Raw genomic sequence first — 26,284 nt, 5'->3', positions numbered from 1 at the left:
GGCCCGGGCGTGAGCGAGGTCGTTCTTTATGACTATTGGCGATCCTCGGCCAGTTACCGGGTGCGGATCGCCCTGAATCTGGCCGGGATCGCGTATCGCCCGGTTGTTGTCGATCTGGTCGGCGGCGCACAAAAGAGTGATGAACATATCGCTCGAAACCCGCAGGGCTTTGTGCCGGTTCTGGATATTGACGGGCTGCGGTTGACGCAATCGCTGGCCATCCTCGACTATCTGGACCGGACCCGGCAGTTGAACCTTCTGCCTGATGATCCGGCGGAACGCGCGCGTGTTCAGGCGCTGGCTTATGCGATTGCGGTCGACATCCATCCGGTCTGCAACCTGTCGGTTGCGCGCTTTGCCACCACCCTGAGCCAAAACGCCCCGGACATGCCTGGCGACTGGATGCGGCATTTCATCAAACCCGGATTGCAGGCGTTTGAAGCCATGCTGGGGGATTTCGAACAGGCCCCCTACTGTGTTGGGTCAAAGCCCGGTCTCGCCGACCTCTGCCTGATCCCGCAGATTTATAACGCGCGCCGGTGGCAGGTTGATCTGTCGGATATGCCCCGTCTGCTGCGGGTTGAAGAGGCCTGCGCAGATCACCCGGCCTTTGTCGCGGCGCATCCCGACGCACATGCGCCGGGTTAACATTGCACAGACCCTGTGTGCATGCGCAGCTAGGTTTTCTTCCTTTTAGGCCTTAGCTTTGAGCCAACAAAGCAAATGAGGTTCCTATGCCCGAGATCACCGGCTATCACGCCCATGTCTATTTCGATGCCGACACGCAGGACACCGCGCGACTGGTCTGTGAAGAGGCGGCCCGCCTGTTCCCTGTTCAAATGGGCCGAATGCACGCCCGAAACGTCGGCCCGCATCCCCGCTGGAGCTGCCAGCTGGGCTTTGCTGCGAGCGCATTCGATCAGGTCATCCCATGGCTGATGCTGAACCGGCAGGGTCTGACGGTCTTCACGCACCCGGAAACCGGTGAACATCTGGAGGATCACCGCGACCGCGCGATCTGGATGGGTGAGATGCTGGCGTTGGACCTGTCGATCTTCGACAATCTTTAACCCAGCGCCCGCGCCTGATCCCGCAGAACGAATTTCTGCACCTTGCCGGTTGATGTCTTGGGCAGGGTGCCGAACACCACCGTTTTGGGTGCTTTAAAATGGGCCATGTGGTCGCGACAGAAGGCGATAAGCTCTGCCTCGGTTGCGGCCGCGCCGGGTTTCAACTCGACAAAGGCGCAGGGCGTTTCGCCCCATTTCTCATCGGGACGGGCCACCACGGCGGCCTCCATCACCGCCGGATGCTTGTAGAGGATACCTTCGACTTCGACAGATGAGATATTTTCGCCGCCCGAGATGATGATGTCCTTTGAACGGTCCTTGAGCGCGATATAGCCATCGGGGTGCATGACACCCAGATCACCGGACGCGAACCAGCCACCGTGAAAGGCCTTGTCGGTTGCGTCGGGATTCTTGAGGTATCCTTTCATCACCACGTTGCCCTGCATGAATATCTCACCCATGGTTTCGCCATCAGCCGGAACCGGTTCCAGAGTTTCCGGGTCGGCCACCATAAGGCCGGACAACGCGGTATAGCGCACGCCTTGCCGCACCTTAAGCGCGGCGCGGTCTTCAGGTCCTTTGCTGTTCCATTCGTCTTTCCATGCGCAGACAACCGAAGGCCCATAGGTTTCGGTCAGGCCATAGACATGCGTGACCTCGACACCCATCGCCTCCATCGCTTCTATCACAGCCGCAGGCGGCGGGGCACCTGCCGTCATCACCTTGATCTGGTGGTCAAAGTCCTTCAGCTCATCCGGCGCATGGGCCAGCATATTCAGAACGATCGGCGCACCGCAGAAATGGGTCACTTTCTCGTCCCGGAAGGCGGCATAGATCGGTTCGGCCCGCACCGCGCGCAGACAAACGGAAACACCTGCATTGGCTGCCATGGCCCATGGGAAGCACCAGCCATTGCAGTGGAACATCGGCAGGGTCCACAGATAGACCGAATGCTTGGGCATATCCCAGTCCAGCAAATCCGACTGTGCGTTCAGGGTCGCGCCGCGATGGTGGTAGACCACGCCCTTGGGGTTGCCCGTGGTGCCCGAGGTATAATTCAACGTGATCGCGTCCCATTCGTCCGCTGGCAGTGACCAGTTAAACGCGGGGTCGCCTTCGGCCAGCAGGGCATCATAGGTCTGGTGGCCCAGCTTTTCACCGCCGTCGAAGGTGGGGTCTTCGATATCGATGACCAGAATGTCATGATCGACCTGTTGCAGCGCATCTTTCACCACATCCGAAAACTCGGGGTCGACCAGCAGCGCCTTGGCTTCGGCATGGTTCAGGATGAATGCGACAATCGGCGCATCCAGCCGTGTGTTGATTGCGTTCAGAACAGCGCCCGTCATGGGTACGCCAAAATGCGCCTCGTACATTTCCGGGATGTTGGCCGCGATAATCGACACGGTGTCACCCCGTCCAATACCACGCGCAGTCAGTGCGCTGGCCAGACGCCGGCAGCGGGCATAGGTTTCGGCCCAGGTATACCGGCGATCTCCATAAACCACGGATGGGTAATCCGGGTAGACCTGCGCCGTCCGTTCAATGAACGTAAGAGGCGACAGAGGTGTGTAATTTGCCCGGCATTTGTCCAAATGACGCTCGTAGATATGTGTCGCTGCCATCCGCTGTCCTCCCGAAACGCAGTTTGGGCGAATTGAGCACAAAGTTCGCGTTCTGACAAACCCGTAGAAATACGGCGGCAAAATCGACTGGCAATACGGGATGATACGATCTGGCCCTATCTACAGCAGGGCTTTCGCGGTGATCTGAAGCATCTTAAACACATGCTGGGATGTGGTATTCCCATATCCCGCGCACCGCTTCCTCACTGAAAGGACATGTCATGGACGGCACGTTCAACGAAAACGATCTTTCCCGCGTAGTCGAGGCTGACCGCGCCCATATCTGGCACCATCTGATCCAGCATAAACCCTTTGAAACCAATGACCCACGCATCATTGTCGAGGGCAAGGGCATGCGTGTCTGGGACCAGAAAGGCAAAGAGCATCTGGATGCGGTTTCCGGCGGCGTCTGGACCGTCAATGTCGGCTATGGCCGCGAATCGATCTGCAAGGCGGTTTACGACCAGTTGATGAAGCTGTGCTACTTCGCCAATTCGGCGGGTTCGATCCCGGGTGCGCTGTTTGCCGAACAACTGATCGACAAGATGCCGGGCATGAGCCGCGTCTATTACACCAATTCAGGTTCCGAAGCGAACGAGAAGGCGTTCAAGATGGTGCGCCAGATCGCGCACAAGAAATATGGCGGCAAGAAAACCAAGATCCTGTACCGCGACCGGGACTATCACGGCTCGACGCTGGCGACCATGTCGGCAGGCGGTCAGGACGAGCGAACAGCGCAATACGGTCCCTTCGCACCTGATTTCGTGCGCGTGCCGCATTGCATGGAATATCGCAAGCACGAGCTGGACGGCGCGCCCGAAGAGAATTTCGGCGAATGGGCCGCAGACCAGATTGAAGCCGTCATCCTGCGCGAGGGCCCCGATACAGTAGGTGCCTTGTGCCTTGAGCCTGTAACAGCGGGTGGTGGTGTAATCGAAGCGCCTGAAGGATACTGGCAGCGCGTGCAGGAGATCTGCAAGAAATACGATGTGCTGCTGCATATCGACGAGGTTGTCTGTGGCGTGGGCCGCACCGGCACGTGGTTCGGGTACCAGCAATACGGTATCAAACCCGATTTCGTGACCATGGCCAAGGGTGTGGCGTCAGGCTATGCCGCGATTGCCTGCATGGTCACCACCGAGGAAGTCTTTGACTTGTTCAAAGACGATGCCGCCGACCCGATGAACTATTTCCGCGATATCTCGACCTTTGGTGGGTGCACCGCTGGTCCGGCAGCGGCCATCGAGAACATGCGCATCATTCAGGATGAAAACCTGTTGCAGAACTGCACGGACATGGGCGCGCGTATGACGAACAACCTTCTGGCGCTGATGGACAAGCACAAGGTCATCGGCGATGTGCGCGGCAAAGGCCTGTTCCTGGGGGCCGAACTGGTTGTGGATCGTGGCACCAAAGAGCCGGTGGATGAGAAACTGGCGCAGGCCGTTACCGCCGACTGTATGGCGCAGGGCGTGATCATCGGCGTGACCAACCGCTCGATCCCCGGTCGCAACAACACGCTGTGCTTCTCGCCTGCGCTGATCGCTACGGCCGACGACATTGACCAGATCACCGACGCGGTTGACGGCGCACTGGGGCGTGTGTTCGGGTAAGATCACCGATATTGGCTAAAAAAGAAACCGGCGCATGTTGCGCCGGTTTTTTTGTCGGGATGCCGGTCGTGAATGTGTACGCTCAGCCGTGATTATTCAGCCGCAACACCAACCTTTTCGCCAGTTGCGATCAGGCTGTCCGGAAGAACGAACGCAACCAGAACAAAGACGGCACCCAGTGCGATACCGAGGATATCGCCGGACAGTGACAAAACACCTTCGTAAGCGGATCCCGGAACTGTACCCAAGGTGACTTTGCCGCCAGCAATTTCATCGAGCAGGCCCGTGGCCTTCCAGGCCGGATATGTCGCCATATAGGCCGCAGCGCCTAACAAACCGCCGACGATGAAGAACAAGGCGTCACGGCGACCGGACGCAGCGGCGCAGACCCCTGTTCCCGGACAGTAGCCCGATGCAGCCCAGCCCGCACCCAGTAACAATCCGCCAATGAAGACACCGACATAGGCCGATTTCACCGACATATGGCCGACATCCACAAACCCCAGCATCTGCCCGCCAAACATGAGGATCGAACCGGTTCCGATTGCCAGGAGGATCGTTTTCATCAGGTGGAGTCGACGCAGTGTCAACATGCCCACAATCCAATTTGGATTCGCCGCGCCAATCCGGTCAAGTACGGCTCCGAAAGCGGCGCCAATGATGATCGCAAGAATGATTTCCATCGCCTTATCCTTTCCGGTAGATCAGCATTGCTGTAGGAATTGCCGCTGCAAATGCTCCGGCTGCAAAGATATAGCCTGACAGGGCTGTCTGCATCATACCGGACATCATGTGACCGGATGTGCACCCACCCGCCAACCTGGCCCCATAGAGGACGACAAAGCCGCCCAATAGCGCGACCAGGTTTCGGGCCCAGGGCGTGTCGCCATAGTTTTCGCGCCAGATCATGGGCAGCTTGCCCTCGCCGCGTTCCAGACCGCCGCGCGCCTTGACCGACAAGAACGCCCCTGCGGCCATAGCCAAAACGAAGACAAAGCTGTAATTCAACGGATTGGATACGTATTTGGCGTATTTGCCATTGGATTTCGCCATGTATGCGTTGCTTGAACTGTAACCGTCATCCGTCTGTGTTACGAATTCTGAATTGACGGTGTCCGCAATAATTCCGTCAAGGATGACGAATTGGGTCGAAACACCGATCGGCTTCACCAGAAGAACTGCCCCGAAGAACACGAGCCCTAGCAGAACACCTCCAACTTTCCAGTTTAGTGTCATGATTTCACCCTTCTCACTTATATTCATAAAATCATATATAATATGATCCGAGGGCTGTTACATGATCTAGATCAAACCGGTCATGCCTGAAACTGGTTGGCGTCATCCCAATGCAGAAGGGATGGATGCCCTGATCCAAGAAGCGCTTGGAATGCACCGCATGTTGCAACAAAAAAGACCGCCCCAAAGGGACGGCCTTTCTTTCACTGTCTCTTTTCAGAGGTTCAGGCAGCCAGAGCAGCCTGAGCTTTGGCGACGATCGCGCCGAACGCTTCCGGTTCGTGCACGGCCAGGTCGGCCAGAACTTTGCGGTCCACTTCGATACCGGCCAGGTTCAGACCGTTGATGAAGCGGGAATATGTCAGAGCCTCGTCATGGCTGCGCACAGCAGCGTTGATCCGCTGGATCCACAGCGCGCGGAAGTTGCGCTTGCGGTTCTTGCGGTCACGGGTCGCGTACTGGTTGGCCTTGTCGACGGCCTGAGTTGCGACTTTGAAGTTGCTCTTGCGACGACCATAATAGCCTTTTGCGGCCTTGATGATCTTCTTGTGACGGGCGTGAGTTACGGTTCCACCTTTAACGCGGGACATCTCTTACATCTCCTCTTAGCGGTCGTAGGGCATGTAGCCCTTGACGATCTTTGCGTCGGGGGCGGACAGGGTGGTGTTGCCACGGGCGTCGCGGATGAATTTCTTGGTCCGCTTGATCATGCCGTGCCGTTTGCCGGCCTGGCCAGCAAGGACCTTACCGGTCGCAGTCACCTTGAAGCGCTTCTTGGCGCTTGATTTGGTCTTCATCTTAGGCATTTCCGTCTCCTTTTTCGGGTTCGGTTTCAGACGCGACTCGGCATGCCATCTCGGCCGGTCACGCGATCAGAAGCGCCGTTTACGCAAGTTCGGTCATACTGGCAAGGGGGTTTGGACCAGAATCTGTGCTTTTTGCAGCCTGGTCAGGCACCGGGGCGACACAAGCCGCCCCGGTGATTGGATTTAGTGTTCGAATTTGCGGATTTCACCGCTCTTCAGCCTTGCGGAGTAGGACGCCAGTTCCTGCCGCACCACTTTCATCAGGAAGTAGAGAGCAAAGACGTTCACAACCGCCATCGCAAAGATCGCCGCATCCGAGAAGTCGATAACGGGGCCGAGGTTGGCCGCAGCGCCGATCACCACGAAGACACAGAAGATGACCTTGAAGATCAGCTCTTTTGTGTGTCCTTCTCCGAACAGGTAGGTCCAGGCCTTGAGGCCATAGTAGGACCAGCTGATCATGGTCGAGAAGGCAAACAGGATCACCGCAATCGCAAGGATGTACGGGAACCAGCTGAACGCGCTGCCAAACGCGGCAGAAGTCAGGCTGACACCGGAATTTCCATCCACTGTTGCGATGGCGGAACCCGCTTCGTTCAGCATGTAGTTGCCGGTTTCAGGATCGATGATCAGCTGTTGCGTGATGATGATCACCAGCGCCGTCATGGTACAGATCACGACGGTATCGATGAAGGGTTCAAGCAGCGATACAAAACCCTCGGTGATCGGCTCCTTGGTCCGAACCGCCGAGTGCGCGATAGCTGCAGAGCCCACGCCCGCCTCGTTCGAGAATGCCGCGCGCTTGAAGCCTTGGATCAGCGCACCGACCATGCCCCCTGCAACACCCAGCCCCGTGAAGGCACCGGCAAAGATCTGACCAAAGGCCCAGCCGATCATGTCCGCATTCATCGCGATGATGACCAGTGCGGTGGCGACATACAGCACACCCATGAACGGCACGACCTTTTCGGTCACCCGTGCAATGGATTTCAGGCCGCCAACAATGACCATGAACACGACACCAGCAAAAACAATGCCGGTAATCCAGCCCGGATAGTCGCCAACGATACCCGCGATCTGTTGATGTGCCTGGTTGGCCTGGAACATGTTCCCACCGCCCAATGCGCCCAGAATACAGAAGATCGAGAACAGTACCGCCAGGATCTTGCCGCCCGGCAGGCCCAGCTCGTCAAAGCCCTTGGACATGTAATACATCGGGCCACCGGATACTGTACCGTCTTCGTATTCATTGCGGTACTTCACGCCCAGCGTACATTCGGTGAATTTCGACGCCATGCCAAGAAGGCCCGCAAGGATCATCCAGAAGGTTGCGCCCGGGCCGCCGATGCCAACGGCAACGGCCACGCCCGCGATATTCCCCAGACCGACAGTTCCGGACAGCGCCGTGGCCAGAGCCTGAAAGTGGCTGACCTCGCCCGCATCGTTGGGATCGGAGTAATCACCTTTGACAAGGCTGATCGCGTGGCTAAAGAACCGCATCTGCACAAAGGCAAAATACAACGTAAAAACCGTTGCAGCGATCACCAGCCACATAACGATCCACGGAAAGCTGGTTCCGGGCAGCGGCGCAAAGATGAAGCTGACAAACGGTCCGGTCAGGTTCGCAAAGGCTTGGTTGATTTTTTCATCCAGTCCCGGCGCCTCTTGTGCAAGGGCAGGGCTGGCGGCAATGGTGGCGGCCATTACGGCGCCAAGTGTTTTTAGCGTTCTCATTTTTGGCCCTCCCTTCAGTTCACTACCGTAACCGGAACGTCGGCATGCATTACCAGGTATTGCGTCGAACTTCCGAACAGACGTTTCTTGATCCCGTCCGCGGACGCCCGGCCCACGACGATTTGCGAACCTCCGTTTTCGACCGTGATGGCGTTCAGCGTTTCCGCTACATCTCCATGGCGCACAATGCCCTGCGCCTCGAAACCTGCCGCCCTGAGGGCCTCTACAGCAGGTGTCACGACACGCGACATCGCCAGATCAACCTCTTCTTCGCGGCGCTTGTGGCGCTGGGCGTTTTCTTCAGGTGTCTGGAATGTGTAAGGTGACCATTCGATCACATAAGCGACCAGCAAATCGCACGTTCCGATCAGCTTTGCCAAATCCTTGGCAAAGGCAATCGCACGCTCGCCGGTCTCAGTCCCGTCGAGTCCTATGACAATCTTTGTTGTCATTTCGTTCCTCCGTTTTTTGTTGTTAAGGCCGGGGCCCACGCCCCCGGCAGGGCGGCCGGAACTTGGAACTTTTCAATAAGACCACCCTTTGATAAGTATTAGGAAATTTCACTAGGAATTGGAGATTTTTTTGGGCCATCTTCAGTGTAATTTGTCGTATTGCGCCAAAAATACAGGGAATTTTACTAATTAGTAGAGATTTAGACAAAATCGACCAACGCATCCTGCACGAGCTGGAGGCCAATGGACGGCTCTCGATAGTTGAGTTGGCGGCGCGCGTGAACCTGACCAATACGCCCTGTTCCGAGCGTGTAAAACGACTTGAGAAGAATGGCTATATCAAAGGGTACAGAGCCGTCGTCGACAAGGAAAGGATGGGGCTGGCGCTGTTGACCGTGGTGCAGGTATCCCTGGTCGCGACGGCGGAACAATCCCTGGTAAGGTTCAACGACGCTGTTCGGAATGTGTCGGAAATCGAAAGCTGCCTGATGGTGGCGGGCTCGTTTGATTATCTTTTGACTGTTCGAACGCGCGATATTGCGCATTTCAGGCTGGTGCTGGGCGAGAAGATCAACAAGCTGCCGGGGATACACCAGACCAGCTCTTTTACGGTTATGGAAATTGTAAAAGAGCCGGTTGGCTGACATGACACTCGGGCCCGAGTGTCAGGGTGCGGTTATTCCGGATCCGTGCTGTAGATCAGCCGTTCATCACAAGGGGCCACCCGCAGAATGTTGGTAGTGCCGGGAACGTTGAAGGGGACACCGGCCGTAACCACGATCTGATCGGTTTCGGTTGCAAACCCCCCTGCCCGCGCCGCGCGGGCCGCGTTGACCACGGCGCTTTTGAACCGCTGAAGTTCGGGCGTCATGACGCAATTGCATCCCCAGCTCAGGCAAAGCCTGCGCGCGGTCCCCATCAACGATGTCATCGCGATGATCGGAACACCGGGACGTTCGCGGGCTGTCAATGAGGCGGTCGTTCCGCTTTGCGTAAAGCAGCAGATGGCTTTGATATCGGTCTTTTCAGCAATCTCTCGGGCGGCCGCGACGATGGCATCGGCCACAGTGCTTCCTTTTGCCGTCCGGGACGCGGCGATGATCTGGGAATAGGTCGGGTCGGCCTCGACCTCGATGGCGACCTTATTCATGGTCTGCACGGCCTCAACCGGATAAGCACCTGCCGCCGATTCCGCGCTGAGCATAATGGCGTCCGTGCCCTCATAGATCGCGGTGGCCACATCCGACACTTCGGCGCGGGTGGGCATCGGGCTTTCGATCATGCTTTCCAGCATCTGGGTGGCGACAATAACCGGCTTGGCGGCACTACGGCACTTGCGGACCAGCCTCTTCTGAATGGGCGGCACCGCAGATACCGGCAGCTCCACCCCCAGATCGCCCCGCGCCACCATGATACCGTCCGAGGCATCGAGGATGTCGTCGAACGCCTCGACCGCCGCCGGCTTTTCGATCTTCGACAGGATCGCGGCGCGTCCATCAGCCAGCGCGCGGGCCTCGAACACATCCTTGGCGCGTTGCACGAAACTCAGCGCCAGCCAGTCAACGCCCAACTGGCAGACGAACTCCAGATCACCACGGTCCTTTTCCGACAAGGCCGCCAGCGGCAGCACCACATCCGGGACGTTCACACCTTTGCGGTTCGAGATCGTACCGCCGACCTCAACTGTGCAATTGGCAAAGTCCTGACCACAATCCTCAACGATCAGACGGATCTTGCCGTCATTGACCAGAAGGCGCGCGCCCGGTTCAAGGGCCGCGAAAATCTCGGGGTGCGGCAGGCACACGCGGGTGGTGTCGCCGGGGGCTGGATCAAGGTCCAGACGGAACGCCGCGCCCTCTTCCAGTTCCTCAGCATCATTTGCAAAAACACCAACCCGCAGCTTGGGGCCCTGAAGATCAGCCAGAATGGCAATCGGGCTGTCCAGATCCTTTTCAATCTGCCGAATGATCCTGTGGCGTTCGCGAATCTCATCATGGCTGCCGTGGCTCATGTTCAGACGGAACACATCTGCCCCGGCCTCGTGCAGGGCGCGAATGGTGTCATAATCACTGGACGCCGGTCCCAGCGTCGCCACGATTTTTACATTTCTCAGGCGTCGCATTGGTCTTGACCTCCTCATGCCGGCTCAGATTGCACAGATCAGCTTTTGCAAAATGTTACCGCAAACACTGCTATGGCGCTTATTGCGCAATTCCCTTTTTAAAGCAACTGCCCTACACCTTCGACAAACTAGATGACAGGCTTATGACTTACACCCCGTTTTTCGTTCACGGCGCGGATCGCCCGTCCCGATGGCTGATCACATGCGACCACGCAACCAACACTGTCCCCCCCGAGGTCAATGACGGCGACCTTGGCCTGCCGCGCGAGGACATGGAGCGCCATATCGCCTATGATGTCGGCGCGTATGAGGTATCAAAACATCTGGGCGAGATTCTGAACGCGCCGGTGATTGCCGCCAATTTCTCGCGCCTCGTAATCGACCCGAACCGAGGGGAAGATGACCCCACGCTGTTGATGAAACTGTATGACGGGTCGATCATTCCCGGCAACCGCAATGCCGATGCCGCCGAACGCGAACGCCGCCTGAACATGTGCTATCGCCCCTACCACACAGCGTTGGCCGAGTTGGCGGCACTGCCACATGCGGTAATTGTGTCGATGCATTCCTTCACGCGCCAGTTGCGTGGACGTGACCCCCGACCATGGCACATTGGCGTTTTGCACACCCCGGACGAGCGGTTTTCGCACCCTTTGATCGACCGGCTGCAACAGGAAGATGACCTGTGCGTTGGTGTCAATGAACCCTATACCGGCGTTTTGCCTGGTGATGCGATTGACAAGCACTGCACCGCTTTTGGCCGTCCCAATGCATTGATCGAGCTGCGCAACGACCTGATCGCCGACCATGCCGGGCAACGGCATTGGGCCGAGCGGCTGGCGATAATCCTGCAAGATGCGTTGGGCGCCAGCGACCTTTGACCGCAAGGTTTGCTGGGGCGTTCCTCCGCTCACGCCATTGTGAGCAAAATCCCTGATCCCCATATAATGCGGGAAAGGGGATCGTCATGACACTTGAGTTTCTGACAACGTTTTTCGGCTGGATGGCCGCGCTTAATATCGCGGTTTTGCTGTTCAGCACAGTCATGATTCTTCTTTTTCAGGACTGGATCGCTGGCATTCACGGCAGGATGTTTCAGATGGATCGCGCCGACGTGAAACGCGCCTATTTCAGATACCTTGCCAACTACAAGATCCTGACACTGATCTTTTGCATCATGCCCTGGCTGGCTTTGAAGCTGATGTAGATGGCACCGACCACAAGCGCCGTTGTTGTAACGACACGGCAGGATTGTTAGGTCAGACGCAACACACACTGCCTTTCGGAGCCACACTATGGACAAGCAAACCGAAATCGAACTTCAGGCTGCGGCCTTCCGCCGGCTGCAAAAGCACCTGATGGAAGACCGCACCGATGTGCAGAATATCGACATGATGAACCTTGCTGGATTCTGCCGAAACTGCCTGTCGCGCTGGTATCAGGAAGCGGCCAATGAAAAAGGCATCGAGATGGGCAAGGAAGAAGCCCGCGAAGTTTTTTATGGCATGACCATGGATGAGTGGAAGACCAACTACCAGACCGAAGCCAGCCCCGAGAAACAAGCCGCCTTCAAGGTCGCCTTCGAAGAAAATGTCACCGATAAAGGCTGACGCCTGAGAAAAGGCCCGCCGCTGCAGCGGGCCTTTTTCTTCAGATCGCCGCCTTACGGCTTTCGTCCAGATAAATCTCGCGCAAACGCTTGGCAATCGGACCCGGTGTTCCGTCGCCCAGCGCCACACCGTCGATCTCGACCACCGGCATCACAAAGGCACTGGCCGAGGTTGTGAATGCCTCGTCCGCCTCTTTGGCCTCGTCGATGGTGAACAGACGCTCTTCCACCACCATCTGCGCCTCAGCCGCCATCCGCAGCACGGCCTTTCGGGTAATACCGTGCAGGATATCGTTGGACAGAGGGCGGGTAACAATCTTGCCGTTCTTGACGAAATAGGCGTTGTTGCTGGTGCCCTCGGTCACAAAGCCGTCCTCGACCAGCCATGCGTCGTCGCACCCCGCTTTCTTGGCCATCATCTTGCCCATCGACGGGTAAAGCAATTGCACCGTTTTGATGTCGCGGCGGCCCCAGCGGATGTCTTCGATCGAGATGATCTTGGCACCTTTCCTTGCCGCCGGGCTGTCAGCCAGCCCGGGCTTGTTCTGCGTGAACAGAACGAGGCTGGGCTTGGTATCTGCCGACGGAAACACGAAATCCCGGTCGCCATCGCTGCCGCGCGAGACCTGCAAATAGACCAGACCTTCCTCGATGCCGTTCAGCTCGATCAGCTTGCGGTGGATTTCCAGCAGTTCATCCTTGGTGCAGGGCTCGGCCATCTCAAGCTCGTCCAGCGAACGCTTCAGACGGACTGAGTGACCTTCGAAGTCGATCAGCTTGCCGTCCAGCACACTTGTGACTTCGTAAACCGCGTCCGCAAACAGGAAGCCACGGTCAAAAATTGAAACCTTGGCCTCAGTCTCGGGCAGGTATTCGCCATTTACGTAAACGGTACGTGTCATGTTCGTCTCCTCAGCCCCAAAGTGCGGCCGCAGGCGGGTGCACTCCGGCGTCGTCAAAATTCAGCGGGGTGTCGCGGTCTTCGGCCAATAGAAGCGGGCCGTCAAGGTCCGTTACCATCGCACCCTGTGCCAGCAATGTCGCAGGCGCCATGGCAAGCGAGCTGCCAACCATGCATCCCACCATTATGTCATAGCCTTCGGCAACTGCCGCCGTGCGCAACTCCAGCGCCTCGGTCAAGCCCCCGGTCTTGTCGAGCTTGATGTTGATGACATCATATTTACCCCTCAGTTTGGGCAGGCTGGCGCGGTCATGGCAGGATTCGTCAGCGCAGACTGGCACCGGGCGCTTCATTCCGATCAATGCGTCGTCATCTCCCGCGGGCAAGGGCTGTTCCACCAACGCCACGCCCAGCCGCACCAGATGCGGGGCGAGGTCGGCGTAAACCTCGGCCGACCAGCCTTCGTTCGCATCCACAATGACCTTGGACTTCGGAGCACCGGCGCGCACAGCTTCAAGCCGGGGCATGTCATCGGGCGTGCCCAGCTTGATCTTCAGAAGCGGGCGATGCGCGTTCGCGGCCGCCTGCGCCTGCATTGCCTCGGGTGTGTCCAGCGACAATGTATAGGCGGTGATCTCGGGGCCGGGCTTGGGCAGACCTGCCAGGTCCCAGGCGCGCTTGCCAACACGTTTGCATTCCAGATCCCACAAGGCGCAATCCACGGCGTTCCGCGCGGCGCCTGCGGGCAGCAGATCCATCAGTGACTGGCGGGTGACATCCGCGGGCAGACCGGCAATCTCGCCCTCAACAGACTCGAGCGTTTCGTCATAACGCGCATAAGGAACGCATTCGCCCCAGCCCTGATGAGTTCCGTCCGAAACCCGAACCGTCAGCACCTTTGCTTCGGTCCGCGACCCGCGCGAGATGGTGAAGACCTGCGCCAGCCGGAACACATCGCGAGAAACCTCAATATGCACGCACCCGTTCCTTCATCTTTTCCCAAATACTCACGCCGGAGGCGGAACAGCCCCGCCACCGGCGCGTTGTTCAGATCACATTGCGGCCAGCGCGTCCACCAGCTTACCGGCACCGAAGCGGAACGGGTCGGTTGCGGGCAGACCCAACTCTTCCTCGACCTTGGCCAGATAAGCCTTGGCGTCGTCTTCGCTCAGGTTCTGCGTGTTGACCGACACACCCGCAACCTGACAGGCCGGATTTGCAATCCGCGCCAGCGGCAGGGCCGTGTCACGCAATTGCGCCAGTGTCGGCAGGGAATACTCGGGCAAACCACGCATATGGGTCCGGGTCGGTTCGTGGCACAGGATCAGTGCGTCGGGCTGCCCGCCATGGATCAGCGCCATGGTCACACCCGAGTAAGAGACATGGAACAGCGACCCCTGCCCTTCAATGTGGTCCCAGTGATCCTCGTCATTGTCCGGTGTCAGATATTCGACCGAGCCAGCCATGAAGTCTGCAATGACCGCGTCCAGCGGAACACCCTGCCCGGTGATCAGGATGCCTGTCTGACCTGTGGCACGGAAGGTGGATTTCATGCCGCGCTTGCGCATCTCGGCATCCATCGACATCGCCGTGTACATCTTGCCCGCCGAGCAATCGGTTCCGACCGCGAGGCAACGCTTGCCTGTGCGCTTGCGGCCATTTGCGATCGGGTATCCGACAGTCGGCACACGCACGTCATGCAAGGTGCAGCCATGCGTTTGTGCCGCGGCAACAAGATCGCCTTCATCGCGCAGCAGGTTGTGCAAGCCCGACGCCAGATCAAAGCCCATTTCCAGCGCTTCTATCAGAACTTCTTTCCAGGCCTTGCTGATCACACCGCCGCGGTTCGCTACGCCAATCACCAGCGTCTTGGCACCGGCTTCTTTCGCTTCGGTCAGGGTCATGTCAGTCAAGCCCAGATCGGCCTTGCAGCTATCCATTCGATACTGGCCCACGGCGTTTTCCGGACGCCAGTCCTTGATCCCAACAGCCACTTTGGCCGCCAATTGGTCGGGCGCATCGCCCAGAAACAGCAGGTACGGTGTCTCGATCATCGCGGTCACTCCTTTGATTCCGGGGCAGGCTAGAGAAGCGGTAACACGAGCGCTTCGCGTTCTAGTCCGTCAACTACGACCTATGCGCGAGATTCTTGCGCAGTGTTATCAATGTGCGCAAAAATCTTCGAAGTTTTCAAAATGATTAAACTTTAGTCACCCCACTCGGGTTGTTTGAAGCTTCTTTCTGCGACCGCATTGCCGCAGATGCACAATCACCCTTGCACCACGCCACGCAATTTAATACCTCATTGAGCAGAAAAATCGCAATTTCATTACTCAGACGAGGTCCTGATGAGCTTTCGCATCCAACCTGCCGCACCGGCGCGTCCCAATCGCTGTCAGCTGTTTGGCCCGGGGTCGAACACCAAACTGTTCCCGAAGATGGCAGCATCCGCTGCGGATGTGATCAACCTCGATCTTGAAGACTCAGTTGCGCCTTCTGACAAGGATGCGGCCCGCGCCAATGTCATCGAAGCGCTGAACACCGTGGACTGGGGCAACAAATACATGTCCGTTCGCATCAACGGATTGGACACCCCGTATTGGTATCGCGACGTTGTCGATGTACTGGAACAGGCGGGCGACCGTCTGGATCAGATCATGATTCCCAAGGTCGGCTGTGCGGCAGATGTCTATGCGGTGGACGCACTGGTCACTGCTATTGAACGCGCCAAAGGTCGCGCCAAACCGATCAGCTTCGAAGTTATCATCGAATCCGCGGCTGGCATCGCTCATGTCGAAGAAATCGCGGCCTCCTCGCCCCGTTTGCAAGCTATAAGCCTGGGAGCTGCGGATTTTGCTGCCTCGATGGGGATGCAAACCACCGGCATCGGTGGCACGCAGGAAAACTATTACATGCTGCACGAGGGTGCGAAACACTGGTCGGATCCATGGCACTGGGCACAGGCGGCCATCGTCGCCGCGTGCCGCACCCATGGCGTGCTGCCAGTCGACGGGCCCTTCGGTGACTTCAGCGATGACGAGGGGTACATTGCACAGGCCAAACGCTCGGCCACGCTGGGCATGGTGGGCAAATGGGCCATCCATCCAAAGCAGATCGCGCTGGCCAATCAGGTCTTCACCCCGTCGGAGGAAGCCGTGTCAGAGGCCCGCGAAATCCTCGCAGCGATGGAGCAGGCCAAAGCCAATGGCGAAGGTGCGACAGTTTACAAAGGACGTCTGGTCGACATCGCGTCGATCAAGCAGGCCGAGGTGATCGTGGCACAGGCCGAACTGATCGCGGCCAACGGCTGAGAAATAAAAAAGGCGCCCGACCCGGCGCCTTTTTCAATTGTTTTCTGGCGTCACCGCCCAAAAACAGCATTCGGCGTCCAGGTGAACCTTTCGCCCTTTTTACCCGACTTCATCATCAGGCAGGATGTTCCAAGCTTCTGGAAATAGATGATCTTGAGCGGGTACCACCCGGCCCTGGGCACTTCGACTTCGGTCCGCTGGTTGGCCTCGCACCCCTGAATGCCCGTGACATAGCCAATATTCTGGCCTCCGACGAATGCTTCTATCCCGTCATTCGACCAGGTTTCCAACTCGTAAATCCCCGGCGAATCGAACCGCATGTACCCCGTAATTTCGGCAGCAACATTATAAGCGCTGTCGAAGGTCATAACATCGTCACCCTGACTGGTGTCCCTGTAATCCAAACCCCGCAGCGGTTGCCCAGGCTGTGCTTTGGACAACATGCTTTTTGCCTGACTCAGATCGCGGATCTTCTTGTGTTGATTACCTGTACCAACATACTTCACATTCAGCCCCGCCTTCGGAGAAGGCTGCGGGTTGGCAGGTTGCAGTTTAAGCGGGGCAGACAAGGTGGCCCCGGCAACCATTGACAAGGCAACTGCGGTCACCACTGTTCGAACGCGTTTCATCGTATTCTCCCTGTTTGCGTGCCGTTATGGCTGTGCATATCCCCTGGCAACGTCATTTCCACGACATTAGGGCGTGAATTTTCGCCCTGCAAGAGAGTGTGCCTTCACAATTCAAGACGTCACGCCCGAAAATTCTTGGGGGAATCCATGACCACATAGGATGTGATCGAGGTGACATGCGGCAACGTCCCCAGCACCTCGGTATGGAAGGTCTTGTAAGACGGCAGGTCTGCACATTCGACCCGCAGCAGGTATTCGATTGTTCCCGTGATGTTGTGACACTCGACAACTTCCGGGGCTTGTTGGAGCGCACGTTCAAACCCCTCCTGCGCGGCCTTCGTATGCTCGCCCAGCCCTACACCAATATAAGCGACAAAGCCGATACCCATCGCCGCCGGGTCCAGCACCGCGCGATACCCCGTGATCACCCCGGCCCGCTCAAGTTCTTGCACGCGGCGCAGGCAGGCCGAAGGGGAAAGGCCTACACGCTCGGCTAGGTCGAGATTGCTGATCCGTCCGTCACGGGTCAGTTCCTGCAATATATGGCGGTTTATTCTGTCATTTTTCATCATTAATTGCACAAATACAGGAAACGCGCACATAAAAGCAATTTCATTTGCCGCAGAGCCGACAATACTTCGCTCCATGACTTATGACATCCTTATGGCCCTGATCGCTTTTGCCTTCGTAACCTCGATCACACCGGGGCCGAACAACCTGATGCTGATGGCTTCGGGGGCGAATTTCGGCTTTCGACGCTCGATCCCGCATATGTTGGGCATTGGGCTCGGCTTTACCTTCATGGTATTGCTTGTCGGAGCCGGTCTGGTGCAGGTTTTCGACCGGTATCCCGTCAGCTATACAGTGCTGAAAATCCTGTCGGTTATCTATCTGCTCTATCTGGCCTGGAAGATTGCACATGCCGCGCCGGCAAACAGCGCCGAGGCGACCGGCGTGCCGATGACATTCTTGCAAGCCGCAGCGTTTCAATGGGTAAATCCAAAAGCCTGGACCATGGCCCTGACCGCCGCCACGGCCTATACGCCTGATCGGACGATGTATGCGATTGCCATCGTTGCGTTTGTCTTCGGAGCCGTCAACTTACCATCGGTCAGCACATGGACCGTTTTAGGACAGCAGATGGCACGAATGCTAACGAACCCGCGCAGATTGGTCATATTCAACTGGACAATGGCTGTGCTGCTTGTGGTTTCGCTCTATCCCGTGCTTTGGCAGGGGTGAATTTCCTCAAAGGTCGATATCAGCGATTGTTTTGCTGGGCATGTCGGGACTGTGCTGGCAAGCAAATGAATCTCTCAATCTGATCAACGGCTTTTGACATGAACGATGCCGCTTCAGTCTCATCTAGTTGCATCTGAGGCCAGCCAGCGGCATATAGCTAGGAAATTTCACGCAGATGAGGCGTCATGACCCAGTATCTGGATTTCGAAAAACCGCTTGCCGAGATTGAAGGCAAAGCTGAAGAACTGCGCGCGTTGGCTCGTGCCAACGAAGAAATGGATGTGGCCGAAGAAGCCGCCGCGCTGGATGCCAAAGCCTCCAAGCTGCTGGATGAACTCTATCGCGACCTGACACCCTGGCGGAAGTGCCAGGTGGCGCGTCACCCGGAACGCCCGCATTGCAAGGATTACGTGGACGCACTGTTCACCGAATTCACCCCTCTGGCCGGTGACCGGAACTTTGCCGATGATTTGGCCGTTATCGGTGGTCTTGCCCGCTTTAACGATAAGCCGGTGATGGTGATCGGCCACGAGAAAGGCAGCGATACCAAGTCGCGTATCGAACGTAATTTCGGGATGGCCCGCCCCGAGGGCTATCGCAAGGCCGTGCGTCTTATGGAGATGGCGGGGCGTTTTGGACTGCCTGTCATTACCCTGATCGACACCGCCGGTGCCTATCCCGGCAAAGGGGCCGAGGAACGCGGCCAATCCGAGGCGATTGCCCGGTCGACTGAGATGTGCCTGAAAATCGGCGTGCCGCTGGTTTCGGTCATCATCGGCGAAGGCGGCTCGGGCGGCGCTGTGGCGTTTGCGACCGCGAACCGCGTGGCGATGCTGGAGCATTCGGTCTATTCGGTGATCTCGCCGGAAGGCTGCGCATCGATCCTGTGGAAAGATGCCGAAAAAATGCGCGAAGCGGCCGAGGCACTGCGTTTGACGGCTCAGGATTTGCACAAGCTGGGCGTATGTGACCGGATCATCCCGGAACCCAAGGGTGGTGCACATCGCGATCGTCCGGCAACGGTTGAGGCGGTGCGCAAGGCCATCACCACCATGTTGACTGAACTGGACGGCAAGGATGGGGCGGCCCTGATAAAGGACCGCCGTCAGAAATTCCTTGATATCGGATCTAAAGGGCTGGCGTCGTAACCGTCAGCCACCCAACCTGCGCAACAACGCAACCGAAGGCTCACCTGTCACGGGCAGGCCATTGGCGCTTTGATACGCGCTGATGGCTGTGGTGGTGTTGTTTCCGATCACGCCGTCTGCACCTTGCGTGTCATACCCCGCAGATGTCAGGCGGCGCTGCAATTCCTTGCGGTCGTCCAGTGTCAGCCCGTTTGCATCCGGCCCGAACGAGGCCTGAAACGGCGCGCCGCCCGCGATCCTGTCCGCCAGATGACCGACACCAATCGCGTAGCTGTCCGAGTTGTTGTAGCGTTTGATCACCTGGAAATTGCGGAACACGGCGATGCGGGGGCCAGGTTTTTGCGGCTGCAATATGGCCACCGGAGTACCGGAAACGGTTCCGGCCTCTCCGCCCCAGGGTTGGCCCCGCACCCAACCTGCACGCGAAAGATAAGCAGCGGTCGAAGCCAGCGAATCTGTCGGGTCGTCTGACCAGATGTCGCGCCGCCCGTCGCCGGTGAAATCCACGGCATAGGCAAGATACGAGGTCGGAATGAACTGCGTGTGCCCCATCGCCCCGGCCCAACTGCCAGTCATCTTAGCGGGCGTGGTATCGCCGTTCTGAAGGATTTTCATCGCCGCGATCAGCTGGCTTTCAAAGAACTGCCCGCGTCGGCCATCATAAGCCAGCGTAGACAGCGCCGATACAACGGGCACATCACCGCGGCGCGCACCATAGCGGCTTTCCAGCCCCCAGACGGCCACCACGATTTCCTTATCCACGCCATATTGCGCCTCGATCCGCGACAGGGTGCCGTTATGTTGCCGCAGCATCTGCTGCCCGGTGCTGATCCGCTCGTCCGACGCCGCGATGGCAAGGTAATCTTCAAGGCTGCGCTTAAATTCGACCTGATTTCGGTCGCGTTCTATTACGTCGGGCAAATAACCGGCCCCCTGAAAGGCGCGGTCAACGGTTGTCCGGGAAATTCCCTGCGTCGTTGCCCTGCCCTTGAAACCGGCAACCCAGGCATCCCACCCGGCATTGGGAACTGCCCGCATCCGGGATGCAGGCGTGCCGGACGGAGCGGTGCCACCCGTGCAGGCGGCCAAAAGCGTCGATCCGAGGCAAATGGAAAAGGTCCGGCGAGTAATCATGGTTTGGGTCTGCTCTTGTTTGCGATTTGCCGCAAGAATAACCCAGCCGGGTTGCGCAGGCCAGAACCGTGACACCTTGGAAAGGCGCTGTGTCGATGTCGGCAGGAAGCCGCTCAGCTGACCAGCAAACGCAGCCCTTGCGTCACATCCGAACGCACTGCCAGCCGCAAGCCTGGCTCGTCGCCTGCCTTGAGCGCGGCGATGATCAGCTTGTGATTGTGTGGCGGCTCTGCGCGTCTGAGACGCCCATAAAGCGCCCGCATCGTCGGCCCAAGCTGTAGCCAAACGGTTTCGGCAATGGCCAGCATCGCAGGGGCCTGAGCGCGCAGATACAGGGTTCGGTGAAATTCCAGGTTCGAGCGGATATAGCCAACCGCATCCCGTTTGGTCACCATCTCGGCAACCGTCATGTTGATGCTCTGCAACCGGTCGATCAGGGCCATGTGTGCCCTGGGCAAGGCCCGGCTTGCCAGTTCGACCTCAAGCAATGCGCGCAAGGCAGCCAGTTCCTCAATCCGGTCATTCGTCAACTCCGGGGTCGAAACCCGGCCCGATGTGGACAGGAACAATGCCCCTTCTGCGGCCAGGCGGCGCACCGCCTCTCTCGCCGGGGTCATTGAAACACCGAATTCCTTGCCGATGCCCCGAAGGGTCAGGGCCTGCCCCGGTGCCATCTCACCATGCATGATCCGGGATCGCAGCGCCCGGTACACCCGGTCATGTGTTGCGGTCTGGGTTTCGGAAGGGCGCGCGTTCAACATTTGCTCATGTGATCACAAAAAAACACCACGTCAACTCGGCTCTGTGTCAAATCTGTAGCGATGCAACTCGGCCCCGTTGTCACGCAACCAGCGGCGGGGCGACTGATACGGGCCAAAGATCTTTTCAACCTGCGCCCAGAAGGCGGGCGAGTGGTTCATCTCGGCAAGATGTGCCACCTCATGCGCAGCGACATAGTGCAACACGTCAGGAGGCGCCAGAATAAGGCGCCACGAAAACATCAAACCGCCATGCGAACTGCATGATCCCCATCGCGACCGCGTGTCACGCAGGCTGAGTGTCGTATACGAACGCCCTAAGATAGCTGCATAATCATCGCAGGCTCCGGTCAACCGGTCCCGCGCCAATTCCTTGAGATAACGGGCCAGCCTGCGGGCCTCGGCCCCTTTGGGCACGGCAACCTCATCTGCATCCAGCAAAACCCGCCGCCCGGTTGCAGGGACGATTCGGCGCGTTTTACCCTCGATCGGGATCACCTGCCCAAACTGCACGGTGGCCATATCCGGCCGACCCTGCAGATGCTGCCGGATCCACCCTTCCTTGGTCCGGGCGAAGCTCAATGCCTCGGATTCCGGCACACCGGTCGGGTAAGTCAGCGTGACGCGCCCATCCAGCTGGGAGATTCGTAGACTGATGCGCCGTGCCCGGGCCGATTTGCGCAATCTCAGCGGCACTGGCGGTGTCCCTGGCAATGCGTGCTCTCCCATATCGCGACCTCTCTTGCGCAAAGACTTTGACAGTGCCCTCTGCCTGTGGCAGGTGAGCTGAATCATTTAAACGACTCACCTGATATCAAGGGGATTTGACATGCCCAAGGAAGAATGGGGCGTAAAGCGTGTTTGCCCGACAACCGGTAAGCGGTTTTACGACCTGAACAAGGACCCGATCATCAGCCCCTACACTGGCGAGATCGTGGAGCTTGAAACATCCAAAAGCCGTATGATCTCGGCGGATGCAGAAGACGCAGCTTCGGTCAAAGCGCGTGAAAACGCATCTGAGGACGATCTGGTTCTGGACGACGAAGACAATGTCGACGTGGATTTGGATGACGATCTGCTGGACGATGATGACGATGACAATGATGATGTTTCTCTGGACGACATCACCGACATGTCATCAGAAGACGATAACTGACCAAGTAAAAGGCGATCCCCTGGGGTCGCCTTTTTCACCTGAGGGGCAGCTCGGGTGGAATTTCGCGCCCAATTCAAATTTTGGACTTGCACTCACTGCCGCTGTCTCCTAAACGTCCGTCCACCGTACCGACGGTACCGTGATGGGGCCTTAGCTCAGTTGGGAGAGCGCTTGCATGGCATGCAAGAGGTCAGGGGTTCGACTCCCCTAGGCTCCACCAAAACCTAACAATACAACTAGATAGCAAGCATTAGAGCGGTGTGACACACAGGTGTGACACAAAATGAAGCTGCATGCGTATCTCTCACGGTCCAGACACGGCATATATTACTTCCGTTGGCCACTGCCCGACACAAGCCCAAAGTCCCACACTAGACCAAGCACCACACGTCGGACCCTTCGGGTAAAGGACAGACTGACGGCATTGGCCTGGCGACTAATGGACATCATCTAGTCAGACCGGTTGCCTGCGGGTGCCTACGTGCAGAATAACTTACTCAGATGTCCCACAATGAGCCTCATGAACGACGTCATTGTGTGGTCCATAACACTCTTCTGCCACGTGGCCATGCCAGTCACCGTGGTGATGCCTGCCCGTACAACCGGCAATAGCTACTAGTACGGCCAAAAGCGTAACCGCTATCCGGGGTGTATTTATGCTATGGCTCTCATCCATTTGCGAAGCACCTTTCTAACAATTTGGCAATCGACGCTATGACACAGGTCAACGCACAACCACAGCGTCGCCCACATCACTGCAGTTAGGGAGTTATTAAGACGGCCCTTCTCGTATTGCTGTCTAGGAAAAAGGGGAAGCTTCAATCAATTGACCGAACAAAAGCTGGTCGTGATCCGAAAAACCAAAGGGCTGGCGTTGTCATACTTATTCTCGTGCGGTAGCGTCCCAAACCATGGTCATCCGACGATACTCACTTTTGCTACTCGCTGGCATTCTGGTCATCCTGTCCGGGCTTGGTGGCGTGGCTCATGCGCGATCGGATGGCTGCATCGGTCTTGGCTGTGAAAGCCACATGCAATTAACGGAACACGCTTCCGTGGCGAATAATAGCATCGATAAATCGACCCTACACAGCCACCATGACCCGGACAGTTCAGGAACCAGCGAGTGTAATCCCTCAATCTGCCAAGCAGTTATTTTGCTTGCCCAGAACAAAGAAGCCGCGCAGGACCAACGTGAAATTGATCCAGAGTTCCAGATTGGAGCCCAAGCCAAACCGATTGAACCAGATAACCCATACAAGCCCCCTGACCTTTGAAGCAGCGTAGATCCTTGCGAACATCTGCGACCTGCGCGTGCCGCTGTTCGCAATGAACCGCAGCACTATCAGCTTCAAAAAGTCAGGATTACTCCATGAAAAAAAGTTACTTACTCATCGGCGTTTGCACTGTCGCTGCCGTCGCCGCTTTCATAACGCTTCGGCCCGGTTCAATCGAAGAGACCGCGCCGCAGGAGGCACTTGAAGGCGATGCTATGGTCGCAATTCAAATGCCGCCAATCGAGGGCAATGCCGTAATCGGTCAGCGTGTCTTTGATGCCTCCTGCGCTACTTGCCACGGCGTCAACGCGGTCGGAGTAGATGGCGCAGGACCGCCTCTGATCCACAAGATATACGAGCCCAGCCACCACGCTGACGAAGCCTTTCAGAGGGCGGTTTCACAAGGTGTAAGAAGCCATCATTGGCAGTTTGGTGACATGCCGCCGGTCGAGGGATTGACGCGAGGTGACGTTGCCATGGTGATCGCGTACATTCGTGAAATTCAACGTGCCAACGGAATAAATTGAGGACAGGACCATGAAAAAGATCATAACGCTCGTAATCATGGCTGCTATTCCCAGCGGGGTACTGGCGCATTCCAAGGCCGAAGAAACGACACCTGCCAACGGGGCTACTGTAACCTCTGTGCCCGCCGAAATCGGCCTCAGCTTCACCAAGGACATCCGGTTGACACGGATTGAGATGGCCCATGAAGAGCACGCGGCGGTACGCTTAGATTTGGGGGACCAAACAAGTTTCCGTCAGGTATTCACGATCCCATTGCCAAGCAATGGAACCGGCACCTATGTCATCGAATGGCGTGGCTTAGGCAAAGACGGCCATGCGATGCAGGGCGAATTTTCCTTTTCCGTGGAATGAGCATGCCAGACATTTGGGGAGTTGTCGCAATCCTCGCAAAGCTGGTGCTCTACATCGGCTTTGCCGGGTCCACCGGGCTTGTCGTCGTTAAATGCCTCTATTCCGAACTAGTCGCGCCGGTAAGCCTTGCGATGAAGCGCCAAGCCTTGGTCTTGGCGTGGCTTTCCCTCGCAGCAACAGTATTTGGCTTCATGCTCCGAGGAGCCGCCTTAACGGGCGGCGTTGACGGCATGGTCGATCCAGAGATGCTTGGCTTGCTTTGGCAGACCTCCGTGGGCGACGTATTTGTTTATCGCCTTGCAGGCGCAGTGTTGATCCTTGTGGGGCTGTCTGTTCCTCGCTTTGGTCTTTGGATCGCGCTGTTGGGTGGCACATTGGCAATGTGGTCCTTCGCACAGATCGGACATGTGCTGGAACTGGAGAGTTTTGGTGTCCAACTCTTGCTGCTGTTGCACCTTCTATGTGTAGCTTTCTGGGTGGGCATCTTTAGCCCGCTGCGAGGTATGGCTCTCATGTCTGAACACCTGACAGATGCCGCTGAACTTGGTCATAGGTTTGGGCAAACTGCTGCATTGGTGGTACCGGCCTTAATCGGTGCGGGCCTATGGATGGCCTGGTTGCTTGTCGGCAATCTCCAAGGGCTCTTGTTCACGGGTTACGGGCAAACGTTAATGCTCAAAGTATTCCTTGTGGCGTTATTGATGGTCCTCGCCGCTGCCAACAAGCTCCGATTTGTTCCGGCCATGCAAAGCGGAGAGGCAATAGCAGCGCAACGCCTCGCCCGATCCATCGAGGTTGAGGCAATAGTCGTATTAGCGGTTCTGGCGACGACGGCGGCACTCACGAGAGTACTAACGCTTCCGAGTTATGGGTAGGTAGAGATGAACAAACACCTGTGTGCACTCGCCATATGCGGCATTGGTACTAGCGTTGCTGCAGATCATGAGTTGTTGGACAGAGACTTAGCGAATGGGCAGAAACTCTATGCAGAGCACTGTGCCTCATGCCATGGAGTTAATCTGGAAGGCCAACCCGACTGGCAAACACCCGACGATAACGGAGTGTTACCTGCACCACCACATGACGTGACAGGGCACACATGGCACCATGATAACAGGCTACTGTTCGAGTATACCAAGCTAGGTGGGGCTGACGCGTTGGCAGTACGCGGTATAAAAGACTTCAACAGTGGCATGCCGGGCTTTGACGGCACCCTGACTAACGACGACATATGGGACGTGCTGGCCTACATACGCTCCACTTGGCCCGACGATGTTCAGCACATGCAGGCCAGCCGCAACCTGCCCCACCAATAGAAGGCAGTAGTCCGGTGTAGGTTTGGGCATGCACAGTTCGACGTAGCCGGTTGTGGACGTATCGCGATTTGATGCCACTCTCTCAGCCAAGCGTCCCTAGCGGAATCCTCAAATATTGATGGCCTGGGAGCGTGTTTCAGGGCGCTTCGGAGCAAGCTCGCCCCACCCGGATCGGGCTTGAGAGCAATCGGATTGCACATCACCAAACGTTTCCATCGCAAGTTATGCCGGGATAGCCCTAGTTTGGAACTTTTGTAGAAGCGAGA

Annotated in this window: 32 protein-coding genes and 1 tRNA gene; 17 read left to right on the top strand and 16 right to left on the bottom strand. The window is 57.4% G+C overall.

Annotated elements, in window-relative coordinates; all coding sequences use genetic code 11:
- The first annotated feature begins 9 nt into the window (after positions 1-9).
- Together maiA and I9188_RS15420 are read left to right on the top strand one after the other, a co-directional pair.
- Positions 10-648, top strand: a complete 639-nt coding sequence (gene maiA, locus I9188_RS15425; protein WP_209506074.1) for a maleylacetoacetate isomerase — start codon at positions 10-12, stop codon at positions 646-648.
- A gap of 86 nt (positions 649-734) precedes the next feature.
- Positions 735-1,070, top strand: coding sequence for a DOPA 4,5-dioxygenase family protein (locus tag I9188_RS15420; RefSeq protein ID WP_209506072.1), 336 nt, complete (start codon positions 735-737; stop codon positions 1,068-1,070).
- On the opposite strand, the gene I9188_RS15415 is transcribed toward I9188_RS15420, so the two are convergent.
- Complete coding sequence (locus tag I9188_RS15415) at positions 1,067-2,695, bottom strand: acyl-CoA synthetase (RefSeq protein WP_209506070.1); 1,629 nt, start codon at positions 2,693-2,695, stop codon at positions 1,067-1,069. The genes I9188_RS15420 and I9188_RS15415 overlap by 4 nt on opposite strands.
- Before the next feature lie 221 nt (positions 2,696-2,916).
- Here I9188_RS15415 and I9188_RS15410 point away from each other — a divergent pair, with 221 nt between their 5' ends.
- Positions 2,917-4,308, top strand: a complete 1,392-nt coding sequence (locus I9188_RS15410; RefSeq protein ID WP_209506068.1) for an aminotransferase class III-fold pyridoxal phosphate-dependent enzyme — start codon at positions 2,917-2,919, stop codon at positions 4,306-4,308.
- 92 nt (positions 4,309-4,400) lie between these two features.
- Here the strand turns inward: I9188_RS15410 and I9188_RS15405 are convergent, their stop codons facing one another.
- From I9188_RS15405 to I9188_RS15380, 6 genes are all read right to left on the bottom strand, one after another.
- Positions 4,401-4,991: a YeeE/YedE thiosulfate transporter family protein gene (locus tag I9188_RS15405; RefSeq protein ID WP_209506066.1), complete on the bottom strand. Its 591-nt coding sequence runs from the start codon at positions 4,989-4,991 to the stop codon at positions 4,401-4,403.
- A gap of 4 nt (positions 4,992-4,995) precedes the next feature.
- Positions 4,996-5,544: a YeeE/YedE thiosulfate transporter family protein gene (locus I9188_RS15400; protein WP_209506064.1), complete on the bottom strand. Its 549-nt coding sequence runs from the start codon at positions 5,542-5,544 to the stop codon at positions 4,996-4,998.
- Positions 5,545-5,768: 224 nt separating this feature from the next.
- A complete protein-coding gene (gene rplT, locus I9188_RS15395) occupies positions 5,769-6,134 on the bottom strand; it encodes a 50S ribosomal protein L20 (RefSeq protein WP_039523695.1) in 366 nt (121 codons plus the stop codon).
- 15 nt (positions 6,135-6,149) lie between these two features.
- Positions 6,150-6,350, bottom strand: a complete 201-nt coding sequence (gene rpmI / locus I9188_RS15390) for a 50S ribosomal protein L35 (protein ID WP_010443552.1) — start codon at positions 6,348-6,350, stop codon at positions 6,150-6,152.
- Between the two features lie 183 nt (positions 6,351-6,533).
- Positions 6,534-8,084, bottom strand: a complete 1,551-nt coding sequence (locus I9188_RS15385) for an alanine/glycine:cation symporter family protein (RefSeq protein WP_209506062.1) — start codon at positions 8,082-8,084, stop codon at positions 6,534-6,536.
- A 14-nt stretch (positions 8,085-8,098) separates the two neighbouring features.
- Positions 8,099-8,536 (bottom strand): universal stress protein, encoded by a 438-nt coding sequence (locus tag I9188_RS15380; protein ID WP_209506060.1) that lies wholly within the window; start codon positions 8,534-8,536, stop codon positions 8,099-8,101.
- Between the two features lie 137 nt (positions 8,537-8,673).
- Here I9188_RS15380 and I9188_RS20465 point away from each other — a divergent pair, with 137 nt between their 5' ends.
- Positions 8,674-9,180 carry a winged helix-turn-helix transcriptional regulator gene (locus tag I9188_RS20465; protein WP_348540346.1) on the top strand — a complete coding sequence of 169 codons (507 nt, stop codon included), beginning with the start codon at positions 8,674-8,676 and terminating at the stop codon, positions 9,178-9,180.
- A gap of 32 nt (positions 9,181-9,212) precedes the next feature.
- Here I9188_RS20465 and pyk read toward each other — a convergent pair whose 3' ends face one another.
- A complete protein-coding gene (gene pyk, locus I9188_RS15370) occupies positions 9,213-10,658 on the bottom strand; it encodes a pyruvate kinase (protein ID WP_209506058.1) in 1,446 nt (481 codons plus the stop codon).
- A gap of 143 nt (positions 10,659-10,801) precedes the next feature.
- On the opposite strand from pyk, the gene I9188_RS15365 reads away from it, so the two are divergent.
- From I9188_RS15365 to I9188_RS15355, 3 genes are all read left to right on the top strand, one after another.
- On the top strand, positions 10,802-11,539 hold the full coding sequence (locus I9188_RS15365) for an N-formylglutamate amidohydrolase (protein WP_209506056.1): 738 nt from the start codon (positions 10,802-10,804) through the stop codon (positions 11,537-11,539).
- An 86-nt stretch (positions 11,540-11,625) separates the two neighbouring features.
- On the top strand, positions 11,626-11,865 hold the full coding sequence (locus tag I9188_RS15360; protein WP_209506053.1) for a DUF6868 family protein: 240 nt from the start codon (positions 11,626-11,628) through the stop codon (positions 11,863-11,865).
- Positions 11,866-11,953: 88 nt separating this feature from the next.
- On the top strand, positions 11,954-12,268 hold the full coding sequence (locus tag I9188_RS15355; RefSeq protein ID WP_209506051.1) for a DUF1244 domain-containing protein: 315 nt from the start codon (positions 11,954-11,956) through the stop codon (positions 12,266-12,268).
- A gap of 40 nt (positions 12,269-12,308) precedes the next feature.
- On the opposite strand, the gene I9188_RS15350 is transcribed toward I9188_RS15355, so the two are convergent.
- From I9188_RS15350 to dgcN, 3 genes are all read right to left on the bottom strand, one after another.
- A complete protein-coding gene (locus I9188_RS15350) occupies positions 12,309-13,169 on the bottom strand; it encodes a D-amino-acid transaminase (RefSeq protein WP_209506041.1) in 861 nt (286 codons plus the stop codon).
- Positions 13,170-13,179: 10 nt separating this feature from the next.
- Entirely contained in the window at positions 13,180-14,145 is a 966-nt protein-coding gene (gene dgcA / locus I9188_RS15345) for an N-acetyl-D-Glu racemase DgcA (RefSeq protein ID WP_209506039.1), read from the bottom strand.
- 75 nt (positions 14,146-14,220) lie between these two features.
- Positions 14,221-15,222: an N-acetyltransferase DgcN gene (gene dgcN / locus I9188_RS15340; protein WP_209506037.1), complete on the bottom strand. Its 1,002-nt coding sequence runs from the start codon at positions 15,220-15,222 to the stop codon at positions 14,221-14,223.
- Positions 15,223-15,516: 294 nt separating this feature from the next.
- On the opposite strand from dgcN, the gene I9188_RS15335 reads away from it, so the two are divergent.
- On the top strand, positions 15,517-16,479 hold the full coding sequence (locus I9188_RS15335; RefSeq protein WP_209506035.1) for a CoA ester lyase: 963 nt from the start codon (positions 15,517-15,519) through the stop codon (positions 16,477-16,479).
- A gap of 50 nt (positions 16,480-16,529) precedes the next feature.
- Here I9188_RS15335 and I9188_RS15330 read toward each other — a convergent pair whose 3' ends face one another.
- On the bottom strand, positions 16,530-17,108 hold the full coding sequence (locus I9188_RS15330) for a PA14 domain-containing protein (RefSeq protein ID WP_209506033.1): 579 nt from the start codon (positions 17,106-17,108) through the stop codon (positions 16,530-16,532).
- A 119-nt stretch (positions 17,109-17,227) separates the two neighbouring features.
- Complete coding sequence (locus I9188_RS15325; protein ID WP_209506031.1) at positions 17,228-17,680, bottom strand: Lrp/AsnC family transcriptional regulator; 453 nt, start codon at positions 17,678-17,680, stop codon at positions 17,228-17,230.
- A gap of 73 nt (positions 17,681-17,753) precedes the next feature.
- Here I9188_RS15325 and I9188_RS15320 point away from each other — a divergent pair, with 73 nt between their 5' ends.
- Positions 17,754-18,350, top strand: coding sequence for a LysE family translocator (locus tag I9188_RS15320; protein WP_209506029.1), 597 nt, complete (start codon positions 17,754-17,756; stop codon positions 18,348-18,350).
- Between the two features lie 185 nt (positions 18,351-18,535).
- The gene (locus tag I9188_RS15315; RefSeq protein WP_209506027.1) at positions 18,536-19,498 is read left to right on the top strand and encodes an acetyl-CoA carboxylase carboxyltransferase subunit alpha; all 963 of its coding nucleotides are present in this window, start codon (positions 18,536-18,538) and stop codon (positions 19,496-19,498) included.
- Positions 19,499-19,501: 3 nt separating this feature from the next.
- Here the strand turns inward: I9188_RS15315 and I9188_RS15310 are convergent, their stop codons facing one another.
- The 3 genes from I9188_RS15310 to I9188_RS15300 all read right to left on the bottom strand — a co-directional run bounded on the left by I9188_RS15310 (position 19,502) and on the right by I9188_RS15300 (position 22,119).
- On the bottom strand, positions 19,502-20,632 hold the full coding sequence (locus I9188_RS15310) for a lytic murein transglycosylase (RefSeq protein ID WP_209506025.1): 1,131 nt from the start codon (positions 20,630-20,632) through the stop codon (positions 19,502-19,504).
- A 113-nt stretch (positions 20,633-20,745) separates the two neighbouring features.
- Positions 20,746-21,393 (bottom strand): GntR family transcriptional regulator, encoded by a 648-nt coding sequence (locus I9188_RS15305; RefSeq protein WP_209506023.1) that lies wholly within the window; start codon positions 21,391-21,393, stop codon positions 20,746-20,748.
- Between the two features lie 30 nt (positions 21,394-21,423).
- Positions 21,424-22,119: a SprT family zinc-dependent metalloprotease gene (locus I9188_RS15300; protein WP_245220556.1), complete on the bottom strand. Its 696-nt coding sequence runs from the start codon at positions 22,117-22,119 to the stop codon at positions 21,424-21,426.
- A gap of 100 nt (positions 22,120-22,219) precedes the next feature.
- On the opposite strand from I9188_RS15300, the gene I9188_RS15295 reads away from it, so the two are divergent.
- From I9188_RS15295 to I9188_RS15265, 7 genes are all read left to right on the top strand, one after another.
- Positions 22,220-22,546: a TIGR02300 family protein gene (locus I9188_RS15295; protein ID WP_209506019.1), complete on the top strand. Its 327-nt coding sequence runs from the start codon at positions 22,220-22,222 to the stop codon at positions 22,544-22,546.
- Between the two features lie 144 nt (positions 22,547-22,690).
- A tRNA-Ala gene (locus I9188_RS15290) sits at positions 22,691-22,766 on the top strand.
- Positions 22,767-23,457: 691 nt separating this feature from the next.
- On the top strand, positions 23,458-23,823 hold the full coding sequence (locus I9188_RS15285; protein ID WP_209598835.1) for a hypothetical protein: 366 nt from the start codon (positions 23,458-23,460) through the stop codon (positions 23,821-23,823).
- Positions 23,824-23,918: 95 nt separating this feature from the next.
- Positions 23,919-24,350, top strand: a complete 432-nt coding sequence (locus I9188_RS15280) for a cytochrome c (protein WP_209506015.1) — start codon at positions 23,919-23,921, stop codon at positions 24,348-24,350.
- A gap of 10 nt (positions 24,351-24,360) precedes the next feature.
- On the top strand, positions 24,361-24,702 hold the full coding sequence (locus I9188_RS15275; RefSeq protein ID WP_209506013.1) for a copper resistance CopC family protein: 342 nt from the start codon (positions 24,361-24,363) through the stop codon (positions 24,700-24,702).
- A 2-nt stretch (positions 24,703-24,704) separates the two neighbouring features.
- Positions 24,705-25,577 carry a CopD family protein gene (locus tag I9188_RS15270; RefSeq protein ID WP_209506011.1) on the top strand — a complete coding sequence of 291 codons (873 nt, stop codon included), beginning with the start codon at positions 24,705-24,707 and terminating at the stop codon, positions 25,575-25,577.
- A gap of 6 nt (positions 25,578-25,583) precedes the next feature.
- A complete protein-coding gene (locus tag I9188_RS15265) occupies positions 25,584-26,018 on the top strand; it encodes a cytochrome c (protein ID WP_209506009.1) in 435 nt (144 codons plus the stop codon).
- The last annotated feature ends 266 nt before the right edge of the window (positions 26,019-26,284 follow it).

The organism is Ruegeria sp. HKCCSA071, from assembly GCF_017872555.1.
GTDB lineage: Bacteria > Pseudomonadota > Alphaproteobacteria > Rhodobacterales > Rhodobacteraceae > Ruegeria.
This window is presented reverse-complemented; position numbering and strand designations above follow the sequence as displayed.

Excerpts from the sequence above, each read along its gene's own strand:
- I9188_RS15420 (WP_209506072.1), top strand. The coding sequence starts at position 735 with ATGCCCGAGATCACCGGCTATCACGCCCATGTCTATTTCGATGCCGAC.
- I9188_RS15415 (WP_209506070.1), bottom strand. The coding sequence starts at position 2,695 with ATGGCAGCGACACATATCTACGAGCGTCATTTGGACAAATGCCGGGCA.
- I9188_RS15410 (WP_209506068.1), top strand. The coding sequence starts at position 2,917 with ATGGACGGCACGTTCAACGAAAACGATCTTTCCCGCGTAGTCGAGGCT.
- I9188_RS15405 (WP_209506066.1), bottom strand. The coding sequence starts at position 4,991 with ATGGAAATCATTCTTGCGATCATCATTGGCGCCGCTTTCGGAGCCGTA.
- I9188_RS15400 (WP_209506064.1), bottom strand. The coding sequence starts at position 5,544 with ATGACACTAAACTGGAAAGTTGGAGGTGTTCTGCTAGGGCTCGTGTTC.
- rplT (WP_039523695.1), bottom strand. The coding sequence starts at position 6,134 with ATGTCCCGCGTTAAAGGTGGAACCGTAACTCACGCCCGTCACAAGAAG.
- rpmI (WP_010443552.1), bottom strand. The coding sequence starts at position 6,350 with ATGCCTAAGATGAAGACCAAATCAAGCGCCAAGAAGCGCTTCAAGGTG.
- I9188_RS15385 (WP_209506062.1), bottom strand. The coding sequence starts at position 8,084 with ATGAGAACGCTAAAAACACTTGGCGCCGTAATGGCCGCCACCATTGCC.
- I9188_RS15380 (WP_209506060.1), bottom strand. The coding sequence starts at position 8,536 with ATGACAACAAAGATTGTCATAGGACTCGACGGGACTGAGACCGGCGAG.
- pyk (WP_209506058.1), bottom strand. The coding sequence starts at position 10,658 with ATGCGACGCCTGAGAAATGTAAAAATCGTGGCGACGCTGGGACCGGCG.
- I9188_RS15365 (WP_209506056.1), top strand. The coding sequence starts at position 10,802 with ATGACTTACACCCCGTTTTTCGTTCACGGCGCGGATCGCCCGTCCCGA.
- I9188_RS15360 (WP_209506053.1), top strand. The coding sequence starts at position 11,626 with ATGACACTTGAGTTTCTGACAACGTTTTTCGGCTGGATGGCCGCGCTT.
- I9188_RS15355 (WP_209506051.1), top strand. The coding sequence starts at position 11,954 with ATGGACAAGCAAACCGAAATCGAACTTCAGGCTGCGGCCTTCCGCCGG.
- I9188_RS15350 (WP_209506041.1), bottom strand. The coding sequence starts at position 13,169 with ATGACACGTACCGTTTACGTAAATGGCGAATACCTGCCCGAGACTGAG.
- dgcN (WP_209506037.1), bottom strand. The coding sequence starts at position 15,222 with ATGATCGAGACACCGTACCTGCTGTTTCTGGGCGATGCGCCCGACCAA.
- I9188_RS15335 (WP_209506035.1), top strand. The coding sequence starts at position 15,517 with ATGAGCTTTCGCATCCAACCTGCCGCACCGGCGCGTCCCAATCGCTGT.
- I9188_RS15330 (WP_209506033.1), bottom strand. The coding sequence starts at position 17,108 with ATGAAACGCGTTCGAACAGTGGTGACCGCAGTTGCCTTGTCAATGGTT.
- I9188_RS15325 (WP_209506031.1), bottom strand. The coding sequence starts at position 17,680 with ATGATGAAAAATGACAGAATAAACCGCCATATATTGCAGGAACTGACC.
- I9188_RS15320 (WP_209506029.1), top strand. The coding sequence starts at position 17,754 with ATGACTTATGACATCCTTATGGCCCTGATCGCTTTTGCCTTCGTAACC.
- I9188_RS15315 (WP_209506027.1), top strand. The coding sequence starts at position 18,536 with ATGACCCAGTATCTGGATTTCGAAAAACCGCTTGCCGAGATTGAAGGC.
- I9188_RS15310 (WP_209506025.1), bottom strand. The coding sequence starts at position 20,632 with ATGATTACTCGCCGGACCTTTTCCATTTGCCTCGGATCGACGCTTTTG.
- I9188_RS15305 (WP_209506023.1), bottom strand. The coding sequence starts at position 21,393 with ATGTTGAACGCGCGCCCTTCCGAAACCCAGACCGCAACACATGACCGG.
- I9188_RS15300 (WP_245220556.1), bottom strand. The coding sequence starts at position 22,119 with ATGGGAGAGCACGCATTGCCAGGGACACCGCCAGTGCCGCTGAGATTG.
- I9188_RS15295 (WP_209506019.1), top strand. The coding sequence starts at position 22,220 with ATGCCCAAGGAAGAATGGGGCGTAAAGCGTGTTTGCCCGACAACCGGT.
- I9188_RS15285 (WP_209598835.1), top strand. The coding sequence starts at position 23,458 with ATGGTCATCCGACGATACTCACTTTTGCTACTCGCTGGCATTCTGGTC.
- I9188_RS15280 (WP_209506015.1), top strand. The coding sequence starts at position 23,919 with ATGAAAAAAAGTTACTTACTCATCGGCGTTTGCACTGTCGCTGCCGTC.
- I9188_RS15275 (WP_209506013.1), top strand. The coding sequence starts at position 24,361 with ATGAAAAAGATCATAACGCTCGTAATCATGGCTGCTATTCCCAGCGGG.
- I9188_RS15270 (WP_209506011.1), top strand. The coding sequence starts at position 24,705 with ATGCCAGACATTTGGGGAGTTGTCGCAATCCTCGCAAAGCTGGTGCTC.
- I9188_RS15265 (WP_209506009.1), top strand. The coding sequence starts at position 25,584 with ATGAACAAACACCTGTGTGCACTCGCCATATGCGGCATTGGTACTAGC.